Below are 24,126 nucleotides of genomic sequence, written 5' to 3'. Positions count from 1 at the left end.
GAAAATTTGTTTTATTTCGATTGTCTCTTAGTTAAATTAGGTGTAGTTCTTGACGGTAGAGAATCAGTGCCGACTGACCATCGACGGTAGTTTTACCACCGCTGACGGGCATGCCGATGCCTGCTTCACTAATCACTCCATAGCAGCAAGCCACGCGGTATTCACCTTCGGGAATATCGACAGTCTTGGTGTCGCGGTTGCCGTTTAGCACCACGATGATGTCTTTCCAGGTGTCAATGCCTTCCAGATCTTTCAACTGGAATGCAATGAGACAGTCCGAGGCGGTTAGGAATTGCAGATGGCGCACCACGCTTTCAGCCTTAGCGAAGGCGGAAAGCAGGATGATTCTTACGCAGTTGTATTAGGTTGCGATAGTATTCAAACACCTGAGGATACTGCTTCAGGTTGTCCCAGTTGAACTCATTGATGCTGTCGGGCGATGAGAAACTGTTGTGAACACCCTTCTTGTGCGCAACATCTCCTCGCCAGCCAACATAAACGGAACGCCCTGAGAGGTGAAAACTGCCGTTTGTGCCAACAAATCGAGACGTATCAATTCCGCCGTGCGGTCGTCTTTTGACTTTGACGTATCGGTGAGGCTGGGCACACTTGCCTTCAGTCTATCCACCAGACACATATCGTCGTGACAGCTCACATAGCTGATTTGCTGCGTTGGATGGGTAGCCCAAGGCTTCTTGTCGTAGTTCACACGGGTCATATCCACCTGCGGGTGGGCTATACTGCCCACGATTCCGAACTTGATACTCTCTTCCTCGCCAGCGATACCTGCAAGGAATGCCCCCTTTGTATCATCAGAGAAAGGACCGCGAAGTCCGTCGCGCATATCGTCGCTGAAGGCTCCGATACCGTTGAGCAGATGGGTATTGGCTTTCATAGCCAGTTTCTCCTGAGGATAGGCACAGGTGCCAGCGCTCCATCCCTCCGGGTCGGTATCTTCCTGTCTGACGATGGCACCACGCTGACCATTGACACCTACGGCCTTGGCAAAAGTGCCGGGACACTCGCCGCGACCGATGTCGAAAGTGTAGAACTTGCCGTTGAGGTCGCCTTTCACTGTGGCTTCCCAGCGGTCGGTGCCTACGGCGCGCATCTTCACAGTCTTGATGGGCTTGCCACCCTGACCGTTCTGATAGATACGCACTTTGGGCATAGCAGGTGCGTTGAGGTGGAATACGGTCTGTGTCTTATCATAGACCATCTCGTTGAAACGTCCCTGTGCATGGACCACCGGTGTGATTAGTGTGACCATCAGTGCAGATAGAATATATTTTCCATTCATATTGATTGCTGCAATAGGGGATTATTTAGCCATCAGCGAAATAGCGAACCCACCGCCACGTGCCTCTTTGATCTTCAGCACATCGCCACGTTTCACAGTCTTGTGGATAATCTGATAGGCTTTGGGATTACGCTCATAGTCGGCATCCTTACTATCCTGATAGATGGCGCAATCGTACTTACGACCCTTATCGAGGAAGTCCAGACGTACTACGGCGGTGCGTGCTTCGGCATCGGTCTTACCGCCAACAAACCAGTTGTCGGTGCCTTTGGCCTTGCGGGCTACGGTAATATACTTGGCAGGCTCTGCCTCAAGATACTTAGAGTCGTCCCAGTCGCAAGCTACGTCGCGGATAAACTGGAAGGCATCATCGTATTTCTCGTAATGTTCGGGCAGGTCGGCTGCCATTTGCAATGGACTGTACATCACAAGATAGAGTGAGAGCTGACCGCAAAGGGTGGTGTGTACGAAACTTGTGTTACTGCTCCATTCAGAGAGTTTGGTTTCGAAAATACCGGGAGTGTAGTCCATCGGACCGCCTTGCAAACGGGTGAAGGGCAGCATCACAGTATGGTAGGGCACACTACCGCCGAAGGCTTCATACTCGGTGCCGCGTGCACTTTCGTTGCCTACAAGGTTAGGCCATGTGCGGCAGATACCTGTAGGACGTGTGGCTTCATGGGCATTGACCATGATATGATGCTTGGCAGCAGTCTCTATCACACGCTGGTAGTGGTTGTTGGTGAGTTGGCTGTAGTGGTATTCGCCACGTGGGATGATGTCGCCCACATAGCCGGTTTTCACTGCATCATAACCATATTTGTTCATCAACTCAAAGGCTTTCTCCATGTGGCGCTCGTAGTTGAGAGTGGAAGCTGAGGTCTCGTGGTGCATCATCAATTTCACGCCTTTCGAGTGAGCATACTCGTTGAGGGCCTTGATGTCGAAGTCGGGATATGGAGTGACAAAGTCAAAGACATCCAATTTCTGATGGCCGAACCAGTCCTCCCAGCCTTCGTTCCATCCTTCCACAAGTACTTCCTGAAGTCCGTTCTTGGCTGCAAAGTCGATATAGCGCTTCACTTCTTCGTTTGTAGCACCGTGTGTACCGTTGGGCTTGCACTTCTTATAGTCCGTTTGACCTAAGCGTACTGATGGAAGATCGTTGGTATAGCTCCATGTTTTAGTACCCACAATCATGTTCCACCATACTCCGCAGTATTTTGTGGGGTGAATCCATGAGGTGTCTTCTATCTTGCAAGGCTCGTTGAGGTTGAGCGTCAGCTTGCATGACAGCATGTCGCGGGCATCGTCGCTGACGAGGATGGTGCGCCACGGTGTGTTGAATGGAGTGTGGATGAATCCTTTGCGACCTACAGCATCAGGGGTGAGCCATGATTCAAAGACGAGGTTTTTATCGTCCAAATTCAGGTGCATCGTGGGATAATCAAGGCATGCTGCTTCGTGGATGTTGATATACAGACCGTCGGCAGTCTTCAGTTGGAGCGATGTCTGAACACCGGTGTCCGAGAATACTGTGGTCGATGAATTGTTCTTATAGCTTTCGCGATTCTTGGCAATGACCTCGCGAATGCCGGTAAGTGGAGTAATCTGGTATTCATACTCCTGTGTGTCGTAGTCGCCAGGAATCCAGTAAGCAGTGTGGTTGCCCGTCATGGCAAACTGAGTGTGCTCTTCTTCTATCACAAAATAGTTGAGCTGATTCTGTTGGGGAAACTCATAACGCAGTCCCATGCCGTAGTCATAGACCCGGAAACGAATGGTCATGTCGCGACCAGATGTGGGCTGGTTGAGGCATACCGCCATTTCGTTGTAGTGGTTGCGGATAGTGGCTGTCTCTCCCCAAACGGGGCGCCATGTCTCGTCGAAAGTAGAGGTTTGGGTGTCCTTCACTTTGAAACCTTCCATGAGGTCGGTTTCATTCATACCTTTCGACGCATGTTTGTCGCAGGCAAGAGCCAGTCCAAGGTGTGAGGGATTAATCACTTTCTTGCCTTTATACGACATCTCATAGGTCGGTTGGCCTTGTTCTGTCAGCGAGAAGGTCAGTGTGACATTGCCATTGGGTGATGTCACAGTCTGCGCAGCTACCATCATGGGCAGCAGCGCAAGTACAGTCATTATTGTTTTCAGCATGTGGATTGTTATTTTATGAATATTGTCTCTCGGTTGTGATGAGGAGCTTTACGACCTGCCAGTCTGTCGGATAAGGGTGCTGATGGTGTCGGTCAGCTTGCTGTCGGCCATCAAATCCTCAATGTTGAGATGCATGCGGTAGCGCCAATAGTGTTTCGGATTGGCTGGAATATTGATGCGCTCGGCATCGGCATCGGGTAGGCGGAGACGTTCATCCATAGCCAACCAGTCCTGAATGCTTAGGATGCAGAGCATGGACGGGCATGCCAAATGACGTGCGATGATGTCTTCTGCCAACCATCCAGGGAGTGGATGGGGAGCAACGCCGTCGCGATAGAGCATCGTGTTGTAGTAGTCTTGAGTGCGCTTGTAATCTTCGTCCCACCACTGGCGAAGGGTCGGCATGTCGTGACTTGATATGGTGCAGACCGAACGGTAGGGATTGCTGCTGAGATGACCAAAGCGCACTGTGGGCGACTTGGGCATGCTTTGCAGTTCCAGACTGAGTATCTTCAACTCGTTCATCACCCAGGGCACGCAGTCTGGCACCATACCCAAATCTTCTGCGCATACCAACATGCGGGTGGCTTGTACCAACTTAGGCAGTTTCTTCATTGCCTCGCGATACCAGAACTGGTTATTGCGGCGATAGAAGTAGTCGTTGTAGAGTCGGTTGAAAGCCGCCTTATCGTTGTCGTAGAGTGATTCATAGATGAAGTCGAGCTGGGCGGAAATGCGTGGATGGAACATGTTGGGATCGCGGCGGTCGCGAACAAAGAGTACGTCGCTTACCAAGACATATAGTCCATCGCGCAACCATAGGTCTTCCTGACAGGTTGTCTTTGCAAAGCGTGCTTCTATCTTGCGCTGTGTATCTACCTCAGCTTTCATGCGGTAACGCTCGCCATCGATGCGTTCGAGATAGGTTTGGCGCACTTCATCAGCACGCTCGTGGAAGATTCGGTCCAATACCCAGTCGGTAATGAAAGGTTCGGTGAAGCGTTGCTCTTGGAAGTTGAAACCATACTGTGCTATCTCTTCGCGGCTCATGGCCTGCGAAGGAGAAAACTGTCCGAGAAGTCCGTGAACGCTGTCGGTGGGGATTTCCCAAATGCGGAAGAATCCTAAGACGTGGTCGATACGGTAGGCATCGAAGAACTGTGACATGTTTTGGAAACGACGAACCCACCATTGGCAGTCGTCTTTCAGCATTTCATCCCAGTTGTAGGTAGGGAATCCCCAGTTTTGACCGTTCACCGAGAAGTCGTCGGGTGGTGCACCGGCCTGTCCGTTGAGGTTGAAATATTTGGGTTCCATCCATACATCGCAACTGTAACGGTTGACGCCGATGGGGATATCGCCCTTGAGAATGACACCTTTCTGCTTGGCATAGTCGTGCGCTGCTTTCATCTGTGATGACAAAACGCACTGCACGAAATAGTAGAAGGCTACCTCCTCGTAGGCTTTAGTACGAGAGTTTGATAAGTTTTGGCGGTCATCCTCATTCCATGTGTTGTGGTCTTTCCATTGAGTAAAATCGGCTGTACCATACTTATCTCTCAGATATGAATACTGAGCGTATGGTATGAGCCAATTCTGAGTCTCCTGGAAGAATGCCTTAAATTCGGCACTCTTCATCGTCTTTTTACCTTCTTGAAGATAGAGTTTCTGCAAATATGCTAATTTAAATCTGTTTACTGCTTCGTAATCAATCTGTGGCAAAGCGTTCAAACGCTGGCGCTCTGCCTCGGAAGACTTGCGATCTGCCTCATCTGCCAATGCGGGTAAAGCGCGAAGATCGGCATACTGAGGATGGATGGCAAAGATGCTGATGCAACTGTAGGGATAGGAGTCGGTCCAGGTGTGCGTAATGGTTGTGTCGTTGATGGGCAACAACTGCAATACGCGCTGACCAGTCTTGACTACCAAGTCTATCATCATCTTCAAATCGCCGAAATCACCAACACCCGCACTGCTCTTGCTTCTCAGCGAGAATACGGGTATCAATGTGCCTGCCAGTTTGTGATTGTAAATCTCGAAAAATGCCTGATCGAGATGATATACCACTACTTGGCCCTTCGACATGGTGGGCAGACTGATGCTACGGTTGTAGCCACATTCCCATAGTTGGATGCTGCCTGAAGCGTCGGTGATGACGAACTTCAGTTCTACAGGACCGTTGTGCAAGGGTGCTGCATCAATGTCAATCGCCCATTCACCATAGTTATGGAGGGTCATGGGGAGTGACTTCTCAGGATTCCAACCGCCCAATGAGGGAGCAGAACCTATTACTGCCAATCGCTCGCCATTGCGCAACTGTGGTGCACGAACGGTGATCCGCACTGTTTGGGCGAAAGAGGTAGCCTTCATCTGTTGAGGCTCCTGGTGGTTGATGCAGTCTGTAAAGGCGCTACTGTATAGATATGAGTCATCGGGCATACTGTTCCATCGGTCGTAGATGGTATATTCAGTAGCCGTGGTGCTGGTTATGTCCAACAGGTGTCTTACCATCTGCCATTCGTAACGGTCGCCGTTGCTGCCGCCAGACACCTTATAATAATAGGCGAGGGTAGTGGCTTTGCTCTGTGCTAAATCGCAGTACCAATCTGTGCCGTTGATGGTTGTCATGCGGTACGACTTCACCTCATGGCCTTCTATGATGTTCAGCGATACTTCTTCGCCGAAGTTTGTATTGTATTCAATATGGAAATGTAGAGTCATATTTATATGAGTTATTGGGTTTCTCGGTGCGAAAGTAAGAAAAAAAACTGTACCTTCTGGTGCTCCAATCAAACTATTTTTATCTTAAGACGTGCAAACGTTTGCATTACTTACGCTCCCTTTTTGTCTATCAAAGACACAAAAACGGCACCACGTCTTGTCGCTGAGACTACCAACTATCGGTTGTACGAGGATTCCCATCAATGGTGGGAGAATCCAGAATTAACTCAAATCGTGGGGGTCTGCTCCTAAAGTGGCAAAAATACGCGAGATATTTGCGCTTTGCAGGGCGTAGGCAATCTGTACACCGAAGAATCCAAAACTCAAATTCCAGAGTGTCCAGAATGAAAGATCAGGTTTTTGTGTCATTGTTATTATTGTTTTTTTTTGTTTAACGTATGAATGAATGTTTTGTGTCGTATGGTATCATGTTGCTTGCCGTATATTATAATATGCTATGTTAGCGTGTCGTACCTCTGATAACCAGTCGGGTACGAACTACACGCAGTTCTACTTCGTCCTTGGGAATACTGCCTTCCACTTGTCCTATTAGAATGTTGGCAGCCTCTTCGCCTACGGCAATACCGCGCTGCTCTACTGTTGTCAGCATTGGATCGCTGGCTTTGGCACGGTCACTATTGGTAAATCCGCAGATACTGATGTCAGTAGGAATGCGGAATCCCATGTGCTTGGCGGTATAGAGTATGCCGATAGCCGTGTCATCGTTGATGGCAAAGAATGCATCGGGTCTTTCGCCTTCTGGTAATGATAGAATCTCTGGTGTAATAGCCTCGGCTTGTGCACGGTTGTCACATAGTTTAACGAAGCCTTCATGTTCTTTCAAACCATGTTTTGCCAAGGCATCGTGATAGCCGTTATAGCGGTTCTTCGACAGTTCGAGATTCATGGGAGAACCATAGAAAGCAATGCGTTTGCAGCCGGTATCTATCAGATGGGTCACGGCTGTATATGCTCCCATATAGTCATCTACCACAACTCGCGAACCATTCACACCTGTACAGATGCGGTCGTAAAATACCAAAGGTACGCCATTGTCCATCAGTTTGCGGAAATGGTCATATTGCTTGGTGTCCTTGGCTTGTGACACAATGATGCCACACACCTTATTCTTATAGAAGGAGTCGCAGATAGCCACTTCCTTATCATAGCGCTCGTTGCTTTGTGCCACCATCACACGGTAGCCGCGTGCACGTGCTTCTTCCTCAATGCCCGAAAGTACTGACATGAAATAGTAATGCACAAACTCAGGAACAATTACTCCTATCACCTTCATGGGCTGTATCCTACTGTGACGCAGGGCTTCACCAATGACATTAGGATAGAAGTTGCGCTCCTTTGCGTAGGCTTGGATGCGTTTCTTTTGCGATGCGCTAATGCGTGGACTGTCCTTCAAGGCACGGCTCACGGTAGCTACGGAAACGCCCAATTCGCGGGCGATATCCTTCATTGTTATAGGTATTTTATCACTCATGGTTTTCAGTTGTTGGCACAAAAGTACTTATTATTTTTGAAAACAAAGGTGATTTTTGACGTAAATCAATAAAATCAGATGCAAACGTTAGCATTAAAAAAACATCGGATTTGACCTGAAATACTTTTGCCAAACATCTGAAACTCCTTGTCAAAACATGATCTGCAAATACCGATCAGTTTCATTTCTATGCGATATTTGTTGCTTTTGATGGAGAAACAGCAGCACCACAGATACGCTTACGACCATGTTGTGGTCGAAGTGTGGTCGAAATTCCATGATTTGAACATTCGACCACACCGTAAGATCCTAACAGATAGGATATTGCAAATATCTGTGGTCGTGTGGTCGAAATTTCTTAAAAACTAAATTAACTATGCGCGAGAGTATGGCTGCTTATTCGTCATGACTTCTCATCACTAAACCGATGGCAACTGGGTGTTCGAATATTCCTGTGTTTTTAGAATCGAACACCGCTATAATGTGCAGTAATACACGAAGTTATTTCAATGTGGTGTTCGATGTTCGATCTGAAACAAAAAACTAATTCGCGTGCGCACACGTGCGTACGCGATACATTATTATCTGATTTCAGATGAAGAGATGCTACGCATCTGAGGTACTCACGTTCAAAAATACTCAAATAAATTTGGCATTTTCTTCACTTAATCGTACCTTTGGTCTTACAGACCTTAGGTACTCACGTTCGAGAATCCAAAAGAAAAAACGAGTTTTCTTTTGTATTCTTCTCACTTAATCGTACCTTTGTAATCAAATAAACGTACTACAATGAGCACAGTACCACAGCAATGGAATCAGTTTTATCTGAAAGACGTATCGTTTGTCAACCTCATGACACGACGCATCTTCAATGTACTTATAGTTGCCAACCCCTATGACGCCTTTATGTTGGAGGACGATGGCAGAGTGGATGAGAAACTCTTCGACGAGTATATGGAACTCGGCATGCGCTATCCACCATCGTTCAGTCAGGTGTCAACCACTGAAGAGGCAGAGCAAGTGCTTAAAACTACCGATGTCGATCTGGTGATATGTATGCCAGGTAATGCCGACAACGATGCCTTTGCTGTGGCGCGTGACGTGAAACGCATGGCACCACAGATTCCCTGTGTGGTGCTGACACCATTTTCACACGGTATCACCAAACGTATAGAAAACGAGGATATGTCTATCTTCGACTATGTGTTCTGCTGGTTGGGAAACACCAACCTCATACTCTCTATCATCAAACTGATAGAAGACCGGATGAATATCGAGCACGATATCAACGAGGCTGGCGTGCAGATGATACTCCTCGTAGAGGACAATATACGTTTCTACTCCTCTGTATTGCCCAACCTCTACAACTATATTCTGGCACAGAGCAAGCGCTTTTCTACCGAAGCGCTCAATCCACATGCTGCAGCACAGCGCAAAAGAGGACGCCCCAAAGTGGTGCTTGCCACCAACTACGAGGATGCGATGCGCATCTATGAGAAGTATCATGAAAATACCTTGGGCGTCATCAGCGATACCCGATTCCCCATGCATACCCCACACGGACAGTTGGCACAGGTGCAGGATGGCGATGCTGAGGCTGGACTGAAACTGTTGCGCGAGATACGCAAGCGCGATGAATATGTGCCACTCATTCTGCAAAGTAGCGAAAGCGAAAACCGCGCAAAGGCAGAAGCCGAGGGCTTTGACTTCATCGACAAGAACAGTAAGAAGATGAATGTTGACCTGCGACAGGTGATAGAAGAACACATGGGATTCGGCGACTTCATCTTCCGCGATCCGCAAACCCATGAAGAGGTGTGTCGTGTGCGATCGCTGAAGGAACTGCAAGACAATATCTTCAAGATTCCCAACGACTCGATGCTCTACCATATATCGCGCAACCACATGAGCCGCTGGCTCTGTGCAAGAGCCATCTTCCCCGTATCGGCATTCCTCAAACATGTCACCTGGCACAAGCTACAGGATGTCGATGCCCACAGACAGATTATCTTCGATGCCATCGTGCAGTATCGACACATGAAGAATATCGGCGTGGTGGCAGTATTCGACCGTCTGAAATTTGACACCTACAGCCACTTTGCACGCATTGGAGAAGGTTCGCTCGGAGGAAAAGGCCGTGGCTTGGCATTCCTTGACAACATCATCAAGCGCCATCCCGAACTCAACCAGTATCCTAATGCGCGAGTCATGATACCGAAGACCGTTGTGCTCTGCACCGACTACTTCGACCAGTTTATGGATAAGAACAATCTCTGGGGCATAGCCCTCAGCGATGCCAGCGATGACGAGATACTCCATCACTTCCTCAAAGCACAGTTGCCCGATGCACTCATTGCCGACTTCTTCACCTTCTTCGATGCGGTCAAGTCGCCAATCGCTGTGCGCTCGTCGTCGCTGCTGGAGGACTCCCATTATCAGCCCTTTGCCGGTATCTACAGCACCTATATGATTCCTTATCTCGACGATAAGTATGAGATGCTCCGTATGTTGGCATGTGCTATCAAAGGCGTGTATGCATCGGTCTATTATAAAGATTCGAAAGCCTATATGACGGCTACTTCCAATGTGATCGACCAAGAGAAAATGGCTGTCATACTACAGGAAGTGGTGGGCAAGACCTATGGCGATAAATACTATCCGACCTTTAGCGGTGTGCTCCGATCACTCAACTATTACCCGATAGGCGATGAGACTGCCGAGGAAGGTATTGCTTCCCTCGCCCTTGGGCTCGGTAAATATATTGTTGATGGAGGGCAGACGTTGCGCGTTTCGCCCTATCATCCCAATCAGGTGTTGCAAACCTCAGAGATGGAAACGGCACTCCGTGAGACCCAGACACGCTTCTATGCACTCGATATGAGTAGGGTGGGCGATGATTTCCAAGTGGATGATGGCTTCAATATCAAGAATCTGAGAGTGAAAGAAGCCGATAAGGATGGGGCGCTCACCGGTATTGCTTCCACCTTCGATCCCTACGATCAAGTGATTCGCGACGGCATCTACGAAGGTGGACGAAAGATTATTTCCTTCTGTGGCGTACTCCAACACGGGGTGTTCCCACTGCCAGAAATATTGCAGATGTCGGAGCGCTTCGGTGCCGACGAAATGCGCCGCCCGGTGGAAATAGAGTTTGCTTGCAATCTGGAGAATGGCGAACAAGGCAAGATGAACGGCAATTTCTATCTGTTGCAGATACGACCTATTGTCGATTCCAAGCAGGTGCTCGATGCCGACCTCGATGTCATCAGCGATGAGAAATGCTTGTTGCGATCTGCCAACTCGTTGGGACACGGTATTTCGGAAGATGTCACCGATGTGGTATATGTCAAGACCAACGATGATTTTACGGCTTCAGAAAATCCGTATATCGCCGACGAGATAGAACAAATCAACAGACGATTCCTCAACGAGGGACGCAACTACGTACTGGTAGGACCGGGACGATGGGGATCAAGCGACTATTGGTTGGGCATTCCCGTCAAGTGGCCACACATCTCTGCAGCACGCGTTATCGTGGAAGAGGGACTCAAAAACTATCATGTCGATCCCTCGCAAGGCACTCACTTCTTTCAGAATCTCACCTCCTTTGGCGTGGGTTACTTCACCATCAATACCTATACGGGTGATGGCCTATTTCAGAAAGAGGTGCTCGACAGTATGCCTGCTGTGGAAGAGACACCACATGTGCGCCATGTGCGCTTCGACAAGCCGTTGAAGATCATGATGGATGGCAAGAAGCAGAAGGGTGTTGTACTTCTGCCCGATGCCGAACAGTAAACGGAAATAGGCTGTGGGAAGGGGTGACCGACTTTACTGTCCGCCCAAACGCGAGAAGTATTCTATCACCTCTTCCCATGTCTTGAAGGTGTCGCTGCCGTATTCCAATAGCGTGGCCATGGTGTCGGGAGTTTTCTCGCGAGCTATCAGATAGTCGCCATAGAGCAGATGGCGCTGGTTGGTAAATACGGTGTGACCCCAGGCAGGAACACCCACATACTGCGTCAGCCAGTCGGTAGTGACGGCATACTCGGCAGCATCGCTACTGGGCGATGGTGCTACGAAATACACCTGATAGTGCTCAATGAGCATGCGGATAGCTTTTGCCATCGAACTCGTTGGTTTGTTGTAACTGTCGGCAAGAGTCTCAGCACCTATATATATAATAGGTCGTTCGCGTTGCTCCTGGCTGTCGTCAATCCAACGGATGACAGGCAGCACGGAGTGCATAAACGATTTGTCGTTCATGCGGTGCTCACCATGGAAATGCAATGCCTGGCGATAGTGATCATGGAAGTCGGCATAACCATCTACGGTTGTGTCTTCATCGCCAAACAGTCCATAGACCAGCGATTGCTCATCGTCGGTCACTCCCTCAAAACAGTGTTCACAGAAGTCTTTATACTCTTTAGCCAATGCCTTGGTCACGATAAACTCCTGCACTCCGTCCTGTCGAGGGTTCTGAAAAGTCTGTGCCCCGATCATGCCATGACTCTTCATCGTGTCGCCCATCTGTAGGGCTGGGTTTACACAGATGCGAGCATAGCCATAGAGACGCTCGGCATACATGCCACCCATCGATGTGCCGATAATCAGATGAGGCTGTTCCTTCTGGCAGATGTCCTGTAGCAAGGCGATGGCTTCATCGGGATGCAAAGGCAGATCGGGTGCAATCACATGGGCGTTGGGCATCACTTCGCGAAGGCGTGCCACAGTGCCCGACTGTCCGCTTGAAGCAAAGCCATGAACATAGAGTACGGTCTTTCCCGACATCAGTTCGGGATATTGTTGTATGTAAGGATTTTCCATTGAAGTGAAATTTTTTGCAAAGTTACTGATTATTTGCGAAATATTTCGTAACTTTGAACCCAAATATGACTAATAAATCGTAACATGAGAAAAGTATTTCTACTATTGATGACATGGGTGGCTGCTATGACCGTTTCTGCTCAGTCCCTGCGCAACCCTATCATTCCAGGTTATCATCCCGACCCAAGTTTCTGTCGTGTCAATAGCGACTTCTATCTCGTCAACTCTTCATTTCAATATTTTCCAGGTGTACCCATCTTCCATTCCACTGATTTGGTCAATTGGAAGCAGATTGGCAATGTGCTCGACCGTTCCTCACAACTGAATCTGAAGGGTGCGTCGTCATGGTTGGGCATCTATGCACCTACCATTCGCTACCATGAAGGTGTGTATTATATGATCACCACCAATGTGGGTAATGGCGGCAACTTCATGGTAACAGCCAAAGATCCAAAGGGGCCATGGAGCGAACCGATATGGCTTGAGCAGCAAGGCATCGATCCATCGCTGTGGTTTGAAGATGGCAAATGCTATATGATGTCTAATCCCGACAATACCATCATGCTCTGTGAGATAGCCCCTGCAACGGGCAAACAACTCACCGAGAGCCGCCCACTGTGGCAAGGCACTGGTGGACGCTATCCCGAAGGACCGCACATCTATAAGAAAGATGGCTATTACTACCTGCTCATCTCTGAGGGTGGCACCGAATTGGCACACCGTCTGACCATAGCACGCAGCAAAGATATCTATGGCCCCTACGAGTCGAATCCCGCCAATCCGATTCTCACCAACTGCAACATGAAGGGACAGACGATGCAAATACAAGGCACCGGACATGGCGATTTCGTTCAGGCTGCCGACGGAAGTTGGTGGATTACCTTCTTGGCATACCGCAATTTCGGCGGTTCATACCATCATCTGGGCAGGGAAACCTATCTTGCACCCGTTGAATGGAAGAAGGGTGAATGGCCTGTGGTCAATGGTGGTAACCCTATCGATACACTCATGCAGGTGCCGGCGCTCTTTGGCACACTTGCCGACAGCGTGAAGAGTCAGCATGACATCAATCCCAAAGACCCACAATGGGTGTATATCCAGAATCCCATCGCCGACAACTATCGCTTTGCCAAAGGTGGTGTCACACTGAAAGCGTCAGCCAGTACGCTGACGGAGAACAGTCAGCCGACATTCATCGGACGCCGACAGGAAAGCAACACCATGGTTATGGAGACCGAGATTGATGTGGCTTCGCTGGATAAAGGATGTGAGGCTGGCATCACGGTCTATCAGATCCATGACGGACACTTCGACCTTGCACTCGTCAAAGACGACAAGGGTGGGGTGGAAGTACAAGCAGCCTATACCATCAAGACACTCCATCAGGCGCAGAAGGCAATGCTGGCAAAAGCCAAGAAGGTGCGTTTGCGTATCACTGCCGTTGCCGACCGCTATGTGTTTGAATATGCTGCCGACGGTGCACCGTTCACAACGCTGTCCCGTCAGGCCTGTTCGTTGGTCAGCACCGAAGTGGTGGGTGGCTTCACCGGAGTTGTCGTTGGCATGTATGCCCAAGGCAAAGGCGCTGCCCGTTTCAATTATTTCGACTATATAGAAAACTAATCATCAACAAATATATTCACTAAACACGTAACACGATGAAGAAGTACTTAGCAGAAATGGTAGGCACATTCGTGCTGACCTTCTTAGGCTGCGGTGCAGCAGTTAGTTTGAATTGTGGTGTCGATACGGCATCAGTAGTGGGAACGGCTATGGCTTTCGGTATCTCGGTCATTGCCATGGCATATACCATCGGCGGCATTTCCGGTTGCCACATCAATCCTGCTATTACGCTGGGTGTATTCCTCAGTGGACGCATGAATGGCAAGGATGCCGGCATGTATATGGTGTTTCAGACCATTGGAGCCATCATAGCTGCTGCAGTACTATCGCTTCTGGTATGGACCGACCCCAGTTTGGTGGAAGGTACGGCAACTGGCGCAAACGCATGTGCTTCCAATAATGTGTTCAACGGATTGTTGGCAGAGGTGTTACTCACCTTCCTTTTCGTCCTCGTGGTGTTGGGTGCTACCAGCAAGACCAATGGTGCTACCAACAATTTTGCAGGTCTTGCCATCGGTTTGTCGCTCATCCTCATCCATCTCGTAGGTATTCACTATACCGGAACATCGGTGAATCCCGCTCGTTCCATCGGTCCTGCCCTCTTCCAAGGCGGTCAGGCATTGAGCCAACTCTGGGTTTTCATCGTCGGTCCGTTTGCCGGTGGCGCATTGGCAGCAGGGGTGTGGAAGATGATTGCACCCGATGGAAAATAAGTATATCGGCTCTGTAGCAACAGAAACAGTTTGATGCGGTCGTTCTGACTGTCATCCATCAATATGGCGTGACTCCTGTAGAGGGAGTCGCGCCATTGCTATGTTAAGCAATGTCAATGGCGCACAGTCATCATGGGGTGCTGTGTAAACAGAGTGAAAAGAAGTATAACAATACTTGCAAAACGATGGTGTTGGGCAGAATCTTTGTATTTTTGCCGATGAAATGGAAGCACAAACATATCATACAGGCATTGCCCTGACACTGCTCACACTACTGTTGGCAGTGGTGGAAAGTCATGCAGAAGAGGCTGACAGCTGTAGCCATCAGCGCCAACTGGTAGTGGTCGATATGGAAACGGGTGTTCCGCTGCGCAACGTGGAGGTATCTACCGACGACGGACAGCACATGCGCACACCGTGGAATGGTGTGTTCTGTCTGCGCAATGGTTATAAAAGAGTTGATCTGGCTTGCCCCAACTATCAGAGTCGCTATCTATTTCCCGACGAGGTGAAAGGCGACACCATCGGACTGTTGCCCAATCTTAATGCCCTGCGCGAAGTGATAGTCTATGGGCATCGGCACGACAAAACGGCAGCCATCAATGCCCATCTCAACAAGGTGGATGCTCAGTTGATGCAGAAAATACCTGTCGGTTTCAATCCTTTGGCATTGGTGGGATGGGCCATCGGCAAGATAGTTGGTCCGAAGGGACCTTCCAAAGCTGAGCGCCAACGGCAGAAGCAGCAGGCTCTGCTCGATAATTATTAACCCACCTTCGGGTGTCTAAAGCGTAAAGTGCAGGTGGTGGATGGATATGAAGAATGGCAAAAAATGGAATGTGGATTTTGCAAAATGGCAATTGACCAACTGATATATATTAATAATGTGTAAAGATGAGCTACAAACGGATAACTTTTTGTTACCACATCTGACACTTTCAAATATTTTTTTCTACCTTTGCATCAGAATTTAACTAACATATATAAAAATATAAAAGAATATGGTAAATTACAAAGACCTCGGCCTCGTAAACACTCGTGAGATGTTTAAGCGTGCCGTTGCTGGCGGTTATGCTATCCCAGCATTCAATTTTAACACTATGGAGCAGATGCAGGCTATCGTACAGGCTGCTGTTGAAACAAAGTCTCCAGTTATCATGCAGGTTTCTAAAGGTGCACGTAACTATGCTAACGGAACTATCCTCCGCAACTTGGCTAAGGGTGCTGTAGAGTATGCAAAGGAACTCGGTTGCGAGCATCCTGAGATTGTGCTCCACCTCGACCACGGAGATACTTTCGAGCTCTGCAAGGATTGTATCGACAATGGCTTCTCTTCTGTAATGATCGACGGTTCATCACTGCCTTACGAGGAGAATATCGCACTGACCAGAAAGGTTGTTGACTACGCTCATCAGTTTGATGTAACTGTTGAGGCTGAGCTCGGCGTACTTGCTGGTGTTGAGGATGATGTAGTTGCTGCAGAGTCTCACTATACCAAGCCTGAGGAAGTTATCGACTTCGCTACACGTACTGGTTGCGATTCACTCGCTATCTCTATCGGTACTTCACACGGTGCTCACAAGTTTACTCCAGAGCAGTGCACGCTCGTGAACGGTGTGCTCGTTCCACCGCCACTCGCATTCGACGTACTCGCTGAGATCGAGAAGAAGCTCCCCGGATTCCCCATCGTTCTCCACGGTTCTTCATCAGTTCCTATGGAAGAGGTTAACACTATCAACAAGTACGGTGGTCACCTTGAGGCTGCTATCGGTATTCCTGAGGATCAGCTCCGTCAGGCTGCTAAGTCTGCTGTTTGCAAGATCAATATCGACTCAGACTCTCGTCTTGCCATGACTGCTGCTATCCGCAAGCACTTAGCTGAGCATCCTGGAGATTTCGATCCACGTCAGTATCTGAAGCCTGCTCGTGAGAACATGAAGAAGATGTACATCCACAAGATTGTGAATGTGCTCGGTTCTGATGGCAAACTGGCTCAGTGCTAAGTCTATTCATCGCGTAAGCGATAGATAACAATACTATAAATCACTCTGTTGTCCGATGGACGGCAGAGTGATTTTCTTTCTGTCAGGCTAATCAGTGGATGCGGTTTGTCAAAGAGGCAGTTTGCGCTTATCTTTTCTGTTTCTTCACTCTGGCTTTGTAAGATCGCAGCGAGTCTTCTCCTACACATAGTATTTGTGCTATGTCTTTGTTGGAGTAGCCCATGTGAGAGAGTGTTTCAAAAAACTGAAGTTTGGGTGAAAGGGTGTTGTATTCCTTTTCTTGTTGTTCCACAAAGGTTGGTTCTGTCATGCGGTAATACTCCATAAATGCTATGAAGTCTTGTTTATGCCATAGCGCAGTGTTGCCACCCTGCATGATTTCATCGTAGCGTTGTTTGCCTTTAGCCAACAGTTGCGACTGTTCGGTGCGTAACATTTCCATTTCCTTATGCAGGTGTTTAAGGTCTTTAGCTGATTGTTCCGATGATTGTTGCAGGCTTCTGAGGATTTCCTGATTCGACAATGCTTCGTTTTTGTGGTGGCTAATCTCTTTTCGATAGTGTCTGCGTCGCACGGTATAAATGGCAATGCCTATACAGATAGTTACTATGAGTCCACAGCAGATGGCTATCAGCATGTGGCGTTCCTCGCGTGCTTCTTGCACCACATACTCCTGCTCCAACATGTTTTGTATCTCTTTGATACTGTCTTGTTGCTCGATTATCGCCATGCTATCCTTCAGTGCAATAATCCGTTTTGCCACTTGGTGGGCTTCGTGCTCTCGGTCATGTTCATTCAGATATTGGTGCTGTTGCTGTAGTATTTCTATTTGGAAACTGATGTCTGGTGAGTTTAGAGATTTATTCCATAGTGTCATCGCTTTATCTACGTCACCTGCTTTGTAATATATATTAGCCATAAACCCATAGATTTTCGGATTTTCTTCAAGGCGCAATGCTTCATTGTAGAATGAAATAGCCTTCTGTGGATCAACTTCTTCCAGAAATCTTCCCATATTCCCCAAGAAACTAATTCTGATTGATGAGACAAGGTGTTTGGTGAGTGGAGTAGCTTGGTTAATATAATAGCAGGCGCTGTCTATGTTGTTTTGATCAAGATGAATGTCTATTAATCCTGTCAAGGCAACAGATTTCCAAAGGTTGTTGTTTATCTTATTGGAAATCTCTAACATCTTTTTTAAGTACTTTTCTGCTTCCTTTTTGTTATTGGCTGCAAGATTGAAATAGCTGAGGTTATTATATATTTTCAAGTTCAGTATGTCATGATGCAGAGTCTTAGCAACTAATTCTGCTTTCTTTTCAAGGTATATAGCTTCTTTTTTCTTCCCTTGCAAATATAAGATACCACTCTTGTAGTGGTATGCATTGGCCAACTTTTTAAGGTCTTTGTTTTGCTCATAGTAATTGATGGAAAAGCTGATAATAGAATCATTTTTAATCTTTTCTTCTTTTTGCCACATGATTTCTGTCTTCATCAAATTATAATAGGCAGAGTCTGATGTGGACTTTATGGATGTTGGGTCAATGCTATTAAATATGTTGCTTGCAGAGTCAAGAAGATCTCGGTCGAGAAGTTCCTCTACTAATTGTAGATTATGGCAAGGTTTATTTTGACACCCTGCGTAGCAGCAAATCACAATTATAATGAATATGTCTTTGATGGTTCTTTGAATGTTCATAATAGTCTTAATGTGCTTCAAAGGTAAAGAATTTTATGGGATAATACAAATATAACGTAGAATTTTTTATTGTTGGTAGCGTCGCTTTGTTGGCTAAAGCTTTTGTTATCAGTATGATAAGATATTTTATAAATGTTGCGGTAAAAATGTTAAAACGGTATTACCTTCTTTTGATAGCAAATAATGAAGTAAATTTGCAATGCAAACTTTTATGAAGAATAGATGATATCGTAGTTATAATAACAGCGATATTCTATATGGTTTAATATTAAATATAAAAATGTTTTTTTATGAAAAAGATTGGTATTATGATGTTGCTTTGCATGCTGGCGATAGGTGTGCAGGCACAGGAAGAGCGTTGTCCACTGCATTATGAAGGTTCGTTCTCTATGGGAGCATCTTCCAAAGATTTGTCTTTTATGGGTGCAAACATTGATTTGGGCTATTCCCCCATCAATAGGTTGTCTATCCATGCACTGGCACACTCCGATTTCTTTATCCCCAAACTTGGTGCAACCAAAGACTATAACAATGCCGTTAACTTAGGAGGCGGTATCGGCTATCAGTTGCTCAACAACAAGAATTGGCGTATGGGAACACTCGAACTCCGAGGAACACTGACTACATCGTTGGGAAGTTCTACGTATAAGAATACTTCGTATGGTGTGGGGCTGTATTTCTATAAACATTCCAATGCACAGCGCTTCCAACCAGTTATTGGTATAGGCTTTAATGCCAGAAACTTCCATGGTAATGTGCCAAACTTCTATGGCCCTTATGTATCGTTGGGCATTCGCTTCTGATGCTGTGATATTTGCGCTCTGTAATGCGCATTAGACCATGATAGGAGGTGGCTGTCGTCAGACAACGCCTCCTCTTTTATTTCTTATTGTCTTAGGTACTGACGCTCGGAAAAACTCAAATAGATTTGGTTTTTCACTCACTTAATCGTACCTTTGGTCCTACGGCCCTTAGGTACTCACGTTCGGAAATGAAAATAAAAGCGAGCATTTATTTTGCATTTCACTCACTTAATCGTACCTTTGCAAACATGAAATCATTAAGAGAACTATACCGAATAGGTAAGGGTCCATCGAGTAGTCATACGATGGGACCACAGAAGGCTGCGCAAATCTTTGCCAGTCATCATGGCGACGCCCATTCTTTCGAGGTGACACTCTATGGCAGTCTGGCTGCTACGGGACGTGGCCACATGACCGATGTGGCTATCAAAGAAGTGCTTGAACCCATCGCTCCGTTGCAGTTGGAATGGCAACCGCAGGTGTTTCTGCCGTTCCATCCTAATGGAATGAAGTTTGTGGCACGCGACGCGAACAATAATATAATAGATGAGTGGATCTGTTATAGCGTGGGAGGCGGGGCTCTTTCAGAAGGCGAACATCCACGCTGGTTTGCTGATCAAAGTGAAGTATATGAGCTGAATACCATGGCTGAGATTCAACAGTGGTGCGAGAAAAGTGGTCGCAACTATTGGGAATATGTCGGCGAATGTGAGGATGAAGGCATCTGGGACTATCTTGCTGAAGTTTGGAAAGCCATGCAGGAGAGTGTGGAGCGCGGCATCGACCACGAAGGCGTATTGCCCGGTCCGTTACATCTGCCTCGCAAAGGTCCAACCTACTACGTGAAAGCCAGCGGTTATAAACAGTCGTTGCAAACCCGTGCCTTGGTTTATGCCTATGCACTGTCGGTCAGTGAGGAGAATGCTTCAGGTGGTACCATCGTTACTGCCCCCACTTGCGGATCATGTGGCGTATTGCCTGCCGTGCTCTATCACTTGTCTCGCGGTCATAAGTTTAGCGATATTCGTATTCTCCACGCTTTGGCTACTGCCGGTATCTTTGGCAATGTGGTGAAACGCAATGCTTCTATCTCTGGTGCCGATGTAGGTTGTCAGGGCGAAGTGGGTGTGGCTTGTGCCATGGCATCTGCCGCAGCTTGTCAATTGTTTGGTGGTAGTCCGTCGCAGGTGGAGTATGCAGCCGAGATGGGATTGGAGCATCACCTTGGAATGACATGCGATCCGGTGTGCGGTCTGGTGCAGATTCCATGTATTGAACGCAATGCTTTCGCAGCTACCCGTGCTCTCGATGCCAACCTTTACGCTGCTTTGTCAGACGGTAGCCACCGTGTTTCGTTCGATCGTGTAGTGAAAGTGATGAAACAGACCGGTCACGACCTGCCGTCGCTCTATAAGGAGACGAGTGAAGGCGGCCTTGCCCGTGCCTATCAGCAGCATCTCGACAAGAAAAAACAACAGTAATAATACGACAAACAGTCTATCAACAAAAGCGTCCCCGATACCTTGTGAAGTATCGAGGACGCTTTCGCTATTCTCGTGATTTATTTTGTAGGCATGTCGGCATGTATTGTCTCCACAGAACCCGTAACGGGGTTAAGGGTCATGTGGGTGACATAGCGTTTGAAGAGTGAGCCGCTGCGCAGTTCTACAAAACCAAACTGTGCGGCATAGAGGTTGAACGATGCCAACTGATGGTCTTCGCGCAACAGGGTAAACTTGATTCTTCCGGGTACGTTGACAAAGAATCCACCGTCCTTTTTATTCTCAGGAATATCATATTTCTGTAGCGTGGTATGGTGCTCATCTTCAATGTTCATGTAGTAGGGGATGCCCGACAGATCGTCTTTATCTACCAGACCGATCTTCTTGTTGAGGCGGAAAACAACTTCGCGCTTCACTTCTTTCTCCGGACAAATCGTGATAACCTGCTCTACAGTATCGCGTGTAGTGGTGCCAAGAAACATCGACATGAGTGCTTCGCGCTCTTTGTCGAGCTGGTCAATCATCAGTTGCAACTGATCTTTATCGGTCGGCACGTCTTCCGCCTCACCGCTGATGAGCATTTGACGATGGTTTTGTATCTCAAGAATCTGCTGCACGGTCAGTTCAGCCATCTTTGCCACACTACCTGCCGACAATACTTCGGCACTGAGATACTGTTTGGAATCGACAGGCGCCTTGCGTGGCGCAGGTTTGAAAGGCTCTTTCACTTTCACTTTAGCCGGTTCGGCATTGACCGCCTGAAGCACACCGTCGTCGCTCAACTTCACTTCTGCAGTAGCACTCTTACCTTTCAGCATGACGGTATAACACTTTGATGTGTCGCGAACACCAACAGGTGTGAGTCCGTAACTGACGATGCTGTGGGTCACTTCCTCTTCCTGTGCAATGCCAGAGAGACGTAGAAATTTCTCCGCATATTTACAAAATTCGCCCGGCTTGTAGGTCTTTTTCTCAACCAGCAGATTGAGTTGAAACACCGTTTTGGGTAGGAAATATACCACACCCTCTGGAGTCCTTCCGGGTTTCAAAGGTGTTGATACCGCCTGTGCCATGGTGATGATGCTCACGAAGAGCAAGGGCAGTGTGAGTATGTACTTCTTCATATTAGTCAATAGTTGTTATGTTTTTATTCTTTTAATCTTTTGAATGCTCGAGGCAGATAATCGATGATGTCGCTTGCCGTGAGGCTCTCTTCTCCCAAGTCGCGTGCAGCGAGGTCGCCGGCCAGTCCGTGGAGATACACACCCACAATACAAGCATGTTGAGGCTCATAGCCACGTGCCAATAGTGCGGTAATGATTCCGGTGAGCACATCGCCACTTCCAGCAGTTGCCATCCCCGCATTACCTGTCGAATTGAAACGTATATGTCCGTCGGGCATGCAGATGGCGGTATATCTTCCCTTTACGATGACATAGCCATGCAGTCGTTCTGCCAGTTGGTGAGCTTTGGTTAGTCGTTCAAAGCTATCTACCGATGCACCTTCCAGTCGGTCCAGTTCCTTGGCGTGTGGGGTGAGTATGATGCCTTTGGGCAGCTGTTGCTTCCATGCGCGATGACTTGCCAGGATATTGATGGCATCTGCGTCAGCCACAATGGGGCAGGTGGCGCGTCGCAACTGTGCGATGAATGGTATGGCAGTAGCTTCGTTTTGTCCTATACCAGGTCCAATGCCCAGTGCTTGGAAGTTTTCTGTATCTACCGCTTCAGTGATGATAGTCTCTTCATGGTCGAGCTGCAACACCGCTTCGGGCACTGCCACTTGCATGATCTGACAGTTCTTGCGTGGAGTATGAACCGTCACTTTTCCAGCACCAGCACGCAGACATGCCTTGGTAGCGAGTATGGCAGCACCTGCCATGCCGTAACTTCCAGCCATAATCAGTGCGTGTCCCATCTGTCCCTTGTGGGCGAAAGGATTGCGATCTTTCAACAATGGCCTGACATCAGACTCTTCGATGACGGTGTAGTTGGCATCTATTTTACTGATACCCTCCTGACTCAGTCGAATGTCGAGTGTTCGCAATCGGCCGATAAACTGTTGGTTTTCAGGGAAGAGAAACGAGAGTTTGGGTTGTTGCAGCGTCAGTGTGACCGATGCTCTGATGATGTTAGAGCTGACATTGTAGGTATTGTCTTCACTCATCAAGCCAGAAGGCATGTCGATAGCCACGACCTCAGCCGGCGAAGCATTGATGTATTTCACCAGTGAGGCAAATCCACCCGCCAGCGGTTTGTTGAGTCCCGACCCGAAAAGTCCGTCGATGACAAGCATTCCCTTCTCCAGTTGTGGCGGGTCGAACTCTTGTGTTACCTCTACAAATTTCTTGATGTGCTTACATTCCTGCACTCTCCGTTTGTTGATCAGACAGTCGGGCGATAGTCTGCCTCTGATGTTGAAGAGAAAAACAGCCACTTGATACCCTTGCTCGCCGAGGAGTCGTGCCACGGCAAGCGCATCACCGCCGTTGTTGCCAGGGCCGGCAAAAACGACAACTTTCACTGAGCTGTCCCATGTATTGGCAATGGTTCTTGCCAATGTGGAAGCTGCTCTTTCCATCAGATCGATACTCTGAATGGGCTCATGCTCAATGGTATATCGGTCAAGCTCACGAATCTGAGCGCTTGTAAATATCTTCATTTCACTGCAAAATTAGCAAAAATATAGTAATATATAGTCATACTTTGCTGAAAATTTAGTAATTTTGCAAGAAATTTTATATTCCTTATATATGGGAGTCGTAAAGATCAAGGACAAAACATTCGAGACATCGATATCAGAATCGCAAATCAAACAACGCCTCAAGGAGCTCGGCAGCCAGATCAGTGCCGACCTGAAGGATGACAATCCGCTGTTTATGGCGGTGCTCAACGGATCGTTTATATTTGCCGCCGACCTATTGCGCGAGGGGACGATTCCCTGTGAAGTGACATTTGTCAAGGTGGCAAGCTATGAAGGTACAGCCTCTACTGGTAAGGTGAAGCAGTTGATCGGTGTGAACCAAGACCTCACTGGACGCACAGTGGTTATTGTGGAAGACATCATCGAGAGCGGTCTGACCATGCGCAGCATCCTCAACGAACTGTACGACCGCCATGCCGAGCGTGTGTTGATATGTACGCTGACGATGAAACCCGGGCTCAGTAGATAATTAGTGGGGGTAAGCGTATATCATGGAAAGTCTGTAGAGAAAGAATTTCTCATCCCTAATTCCCCTTAGTGCTGCCCTGAAGGACTTGACTTTGGCGTTGAAAGACTCTGCTG

General features: G+C 47.9%; 15 protein-coding genes and 3 pseudogenes. 8 read left to right on the top strand and 10 right to left on the bottom strand.

Annotated elements, in window-relative coordinates; translation table 11 throughout:
• Positions 1–31: 31 nt before the first annotated feature.
• From CIK90_RS08825 to CIK90_RS08805, 5 genes and pseudogenes are all read right to left on the bottom strand, one after another.
• Positions 32–1,300 (bottom strand): annotated as a pseudogene (locus CIK90_RS08825) (alpha-1,6-glucosidase domain-containing protein).
• 21 nt (positions 1,301–1,321) lie between these two features.
• The gene (locus tag CIK90_RS08820) at positions 1,322–3,457 is read right to left on the bottom strand and encodes a glycoside hydrolase family 97 protein (RefSeq protein ID WP_094465003.1); all 2,136 of its coding nucleotides are present in this window, start codon (positions 3,455–3,457) and stop codon (positions 1,322–1,324) included.
• A gap of 48 nt (positions 3,458–3,505) precedes the next feature.
• Positions 3,506–6,178 carry a 4-alpha-glucanotransferase gene (locus tag CIK90_RS08815; protein WP_094465001.1) on the bottom strand — a complete coding sequence of 891 codons (2,673 nt, stop codon included), beginning with the start codon at positions 6,176–6,178 and terminating at the stop codon, positions 3,506–3,508.
• Between the two features lie 141 nt (positions 6,179–6,319).
• Positions 6,320–6,547, bottom strand: a pseudogene (locus CIK90_RS08810) (MFS transporter); the annotation flags it as partial.
• 91 nt (positions 6,548–6,638) lie between these two features.
• Entirely contained in the window at positions 6,639–7,670 is a 1,032-nt protein-coding gene (locus tag CIK90_RS08805) for a LacI family DNA-binding transcriptional regulator (protein ID WP_094434408.1), read from the bottom strand.
• 789 nt (positions 7,671–8,459) lie between these two features.
• Between CIK90_RS08805 and CIK90_RS08800 the strand changes: the two genes are divergently transcribed.
• On the top strand, positions 8,460–11,468 hold the full coding sequence (locus tag CIK90_RS08800; protein ID WP_094391185.1) for a PEP/pyruvate-binding domain-containing protein: 3,009 nt from the start codon (positions 8,460–8,462) through the stop codon (positions 11,466–11,468).
• Positions 11,469–11,501: 33 nt separating this feature from the next.
• On the opposite strand, the gene CIK90_RS08795 is transcribed toward CIK90_RS08800, so the two are convergent.
• Complete coding sequence (locus CIK90_RS08795; protein WP_094391186.1) at positions 11,502–12,497, bottom strand: YqiA/YcfP family alpha/beta fold hydrolase; 996 nt, start codon at positions 12,495–12,497, stop codon at positions 11,502–11,504.
• 84 nt (positions 12,498–12,581) lie between these two features.
• On the opposite strand from CIK90_RS08795, the gene CIK90_RS08790 reads away from it, so the two are divergent.
• The 4 genes from CIK90_RS08790 to CIK90_RS08775 all read left to right on the top strand — a co-directional run bounded on the left by CIK90_RS08790 (position 12,582) and on the right by CIK90_RS08775 (position 16,836).
• A complete protein-coding gene (locus CIK90_RS08790) occupies positions 12,582–14,120 on the top strand; it encodes a glycoside hydrolase family 43 protein (RefSeq protein WP_094464999.1) in 1,539 nt (512 codons plus the stop codon).
• A gap of 35 nt (positions 14,121–14,155) precedes the next feature.
• On the top strand, positions 14,156–14,833 hold the full coding sequence (locus CIK90_RS08785) for an MIP/aquaporin family protein (RefSeq protein ID WP_094391188.1): 678 nt from the start codon (positions 14,156–14,158) through the stop codon (positions 14,831–14,833).
• Between the two features lie 223 nt (positions 14,834–15,056).
• Positions 15,057–15,602: a hypothetical protein gene (locus tag CIK90_RS08780; protein WP_094464997.1), complete on the top strand. Its 546-nt coding sequence runs from the start codon at positions 15,057–15,059 to the stop codon at positions 15,600–15,602.
• Positions 15,603–15,834: 232 nt separating this feature from the next.
• On the top strand, positions 15,835–16,836 hold the full coding sequence (locus tag CIK90_RS08775) for a class II fructose-bisphosphate aldolase (RefSeq protein ID WP_094446804.1): 1,002 nt from the start codon (positions 15,835–15,837) through the stop codon (positions 16,834–16,836).
• A 127-nt stretch (positions 16,837–16,963) separates the two neighbouring features.
• On the opposite strand, the gene CIK90_RS08770 is transcribed toward CIK90_RS08775, so the two are convergent.
• A complete protein-coding gene (locus CIK90_RS08770; protein WP_158216050.1) occupies positions 16,964–18,331 on the bottom strand; it encodes a tetratricopeptide repeat protein in 1,368 nt (455 codons plus the stop codon).
• Between the two features lie 494 nt (positions 18,332–18,825).
• Between CIK90_RS08770 and CIK90_RS08765 the strand changes: the two genes are divergently transcribed.
• Both CIK90_RS08765 and CIK90_RS08760 read left to right on the top strand, forming a co-directional pair.
• Positions 18,826–19,338 carry a hypothetical protein gene (locus tag CIK90_RS08765; RefSeq protein WP_094464993.1) on the top strand — a complete coding sequence of 171 codons (513 nt, stop codon included), beginning with the start codon at positions 18,826–18,828 and terminating at the stop codon, positions 19,336–19,338.
• 248 nt (positions 19,339–19,586) lie between these two features.
• Positions 19,587–20,819, top strand: a complete 1,233-nt coding sequence (locus CIK90_RS08760) for an L-serine ammonia-lyase (protein WP_094464991.1) — start codon at positions 19,587–19,589, stop codon at positions 20,817–20,819.
• Between the two features lie 80 nt (positions 20,820–20,899).
• Here the strand turns inward: CIK90_RS08760 and CIK90_RS08755 are convergent, their stop codons facing one another.
• The gene (locus CIK90_RS08755; protein ID WP_094391194.1) at positions 20,900–21,964 is read right to left on the bottom strand and encodes a DUF4831 family protein; all 1,065 of its coding nucleotides are present in this window, start codon (positions 21,962–21,964) and stop codon (positions 20,900–20,902) included.
• A 23-nt stretch (positions 21,965–21,987) separates the two neighbouring features.
• Positions 21,988–23,502: an NAD(P)H-hydrate dehydratase gene (locus tag CIK90_RS08750; protein WP_094440496.1), complete on the bottom strand. Its 1,515-nt coding sequence runs from the start codon at positions 23,500–23,502 to the stop codon at positions 21,988–21,990.
• Between the two features lie 91 nt (positions 23,503–23,593).
• Here CIK90_RS08750 and CIK90_RS08745 point away from each other — a divergent pair, with 91 nt between their 5' ends.
• Positions 23,594–24,013 (top strand): phosphoribosyltransferase, encoded by a 420-nt coding sequence (locus tag CIK90_RS08745; RefSeq protein ID WP_094464989.1) that lies wholly within the window; start codon positions 23,594–23,596, stop codon positions 24,011–24,013.
• On the opposite strand, the pseudogene CIK90_RS14455 reads toward CIK90_RS08745, so the two are convergent.
• Positions 24,014–24,126, bottom strand: a pseudogene (locus CIK90_RS14455) (DDE transposase); the annotation flags it as partial. It abuts the gene before it with no gap.

Origin of the sequence: Prevotella sp. P5-126 (assembly GCF_002251185.1) — a bacterium.
Lineage (GTDB): Bacteria > Bacteroidota > Bacteroidia > Bacteroidales > Bacteroidaceae > Prevotella.
This window is presented reverse-complemented; position numbering and strand designations above follow the sequence as displayed.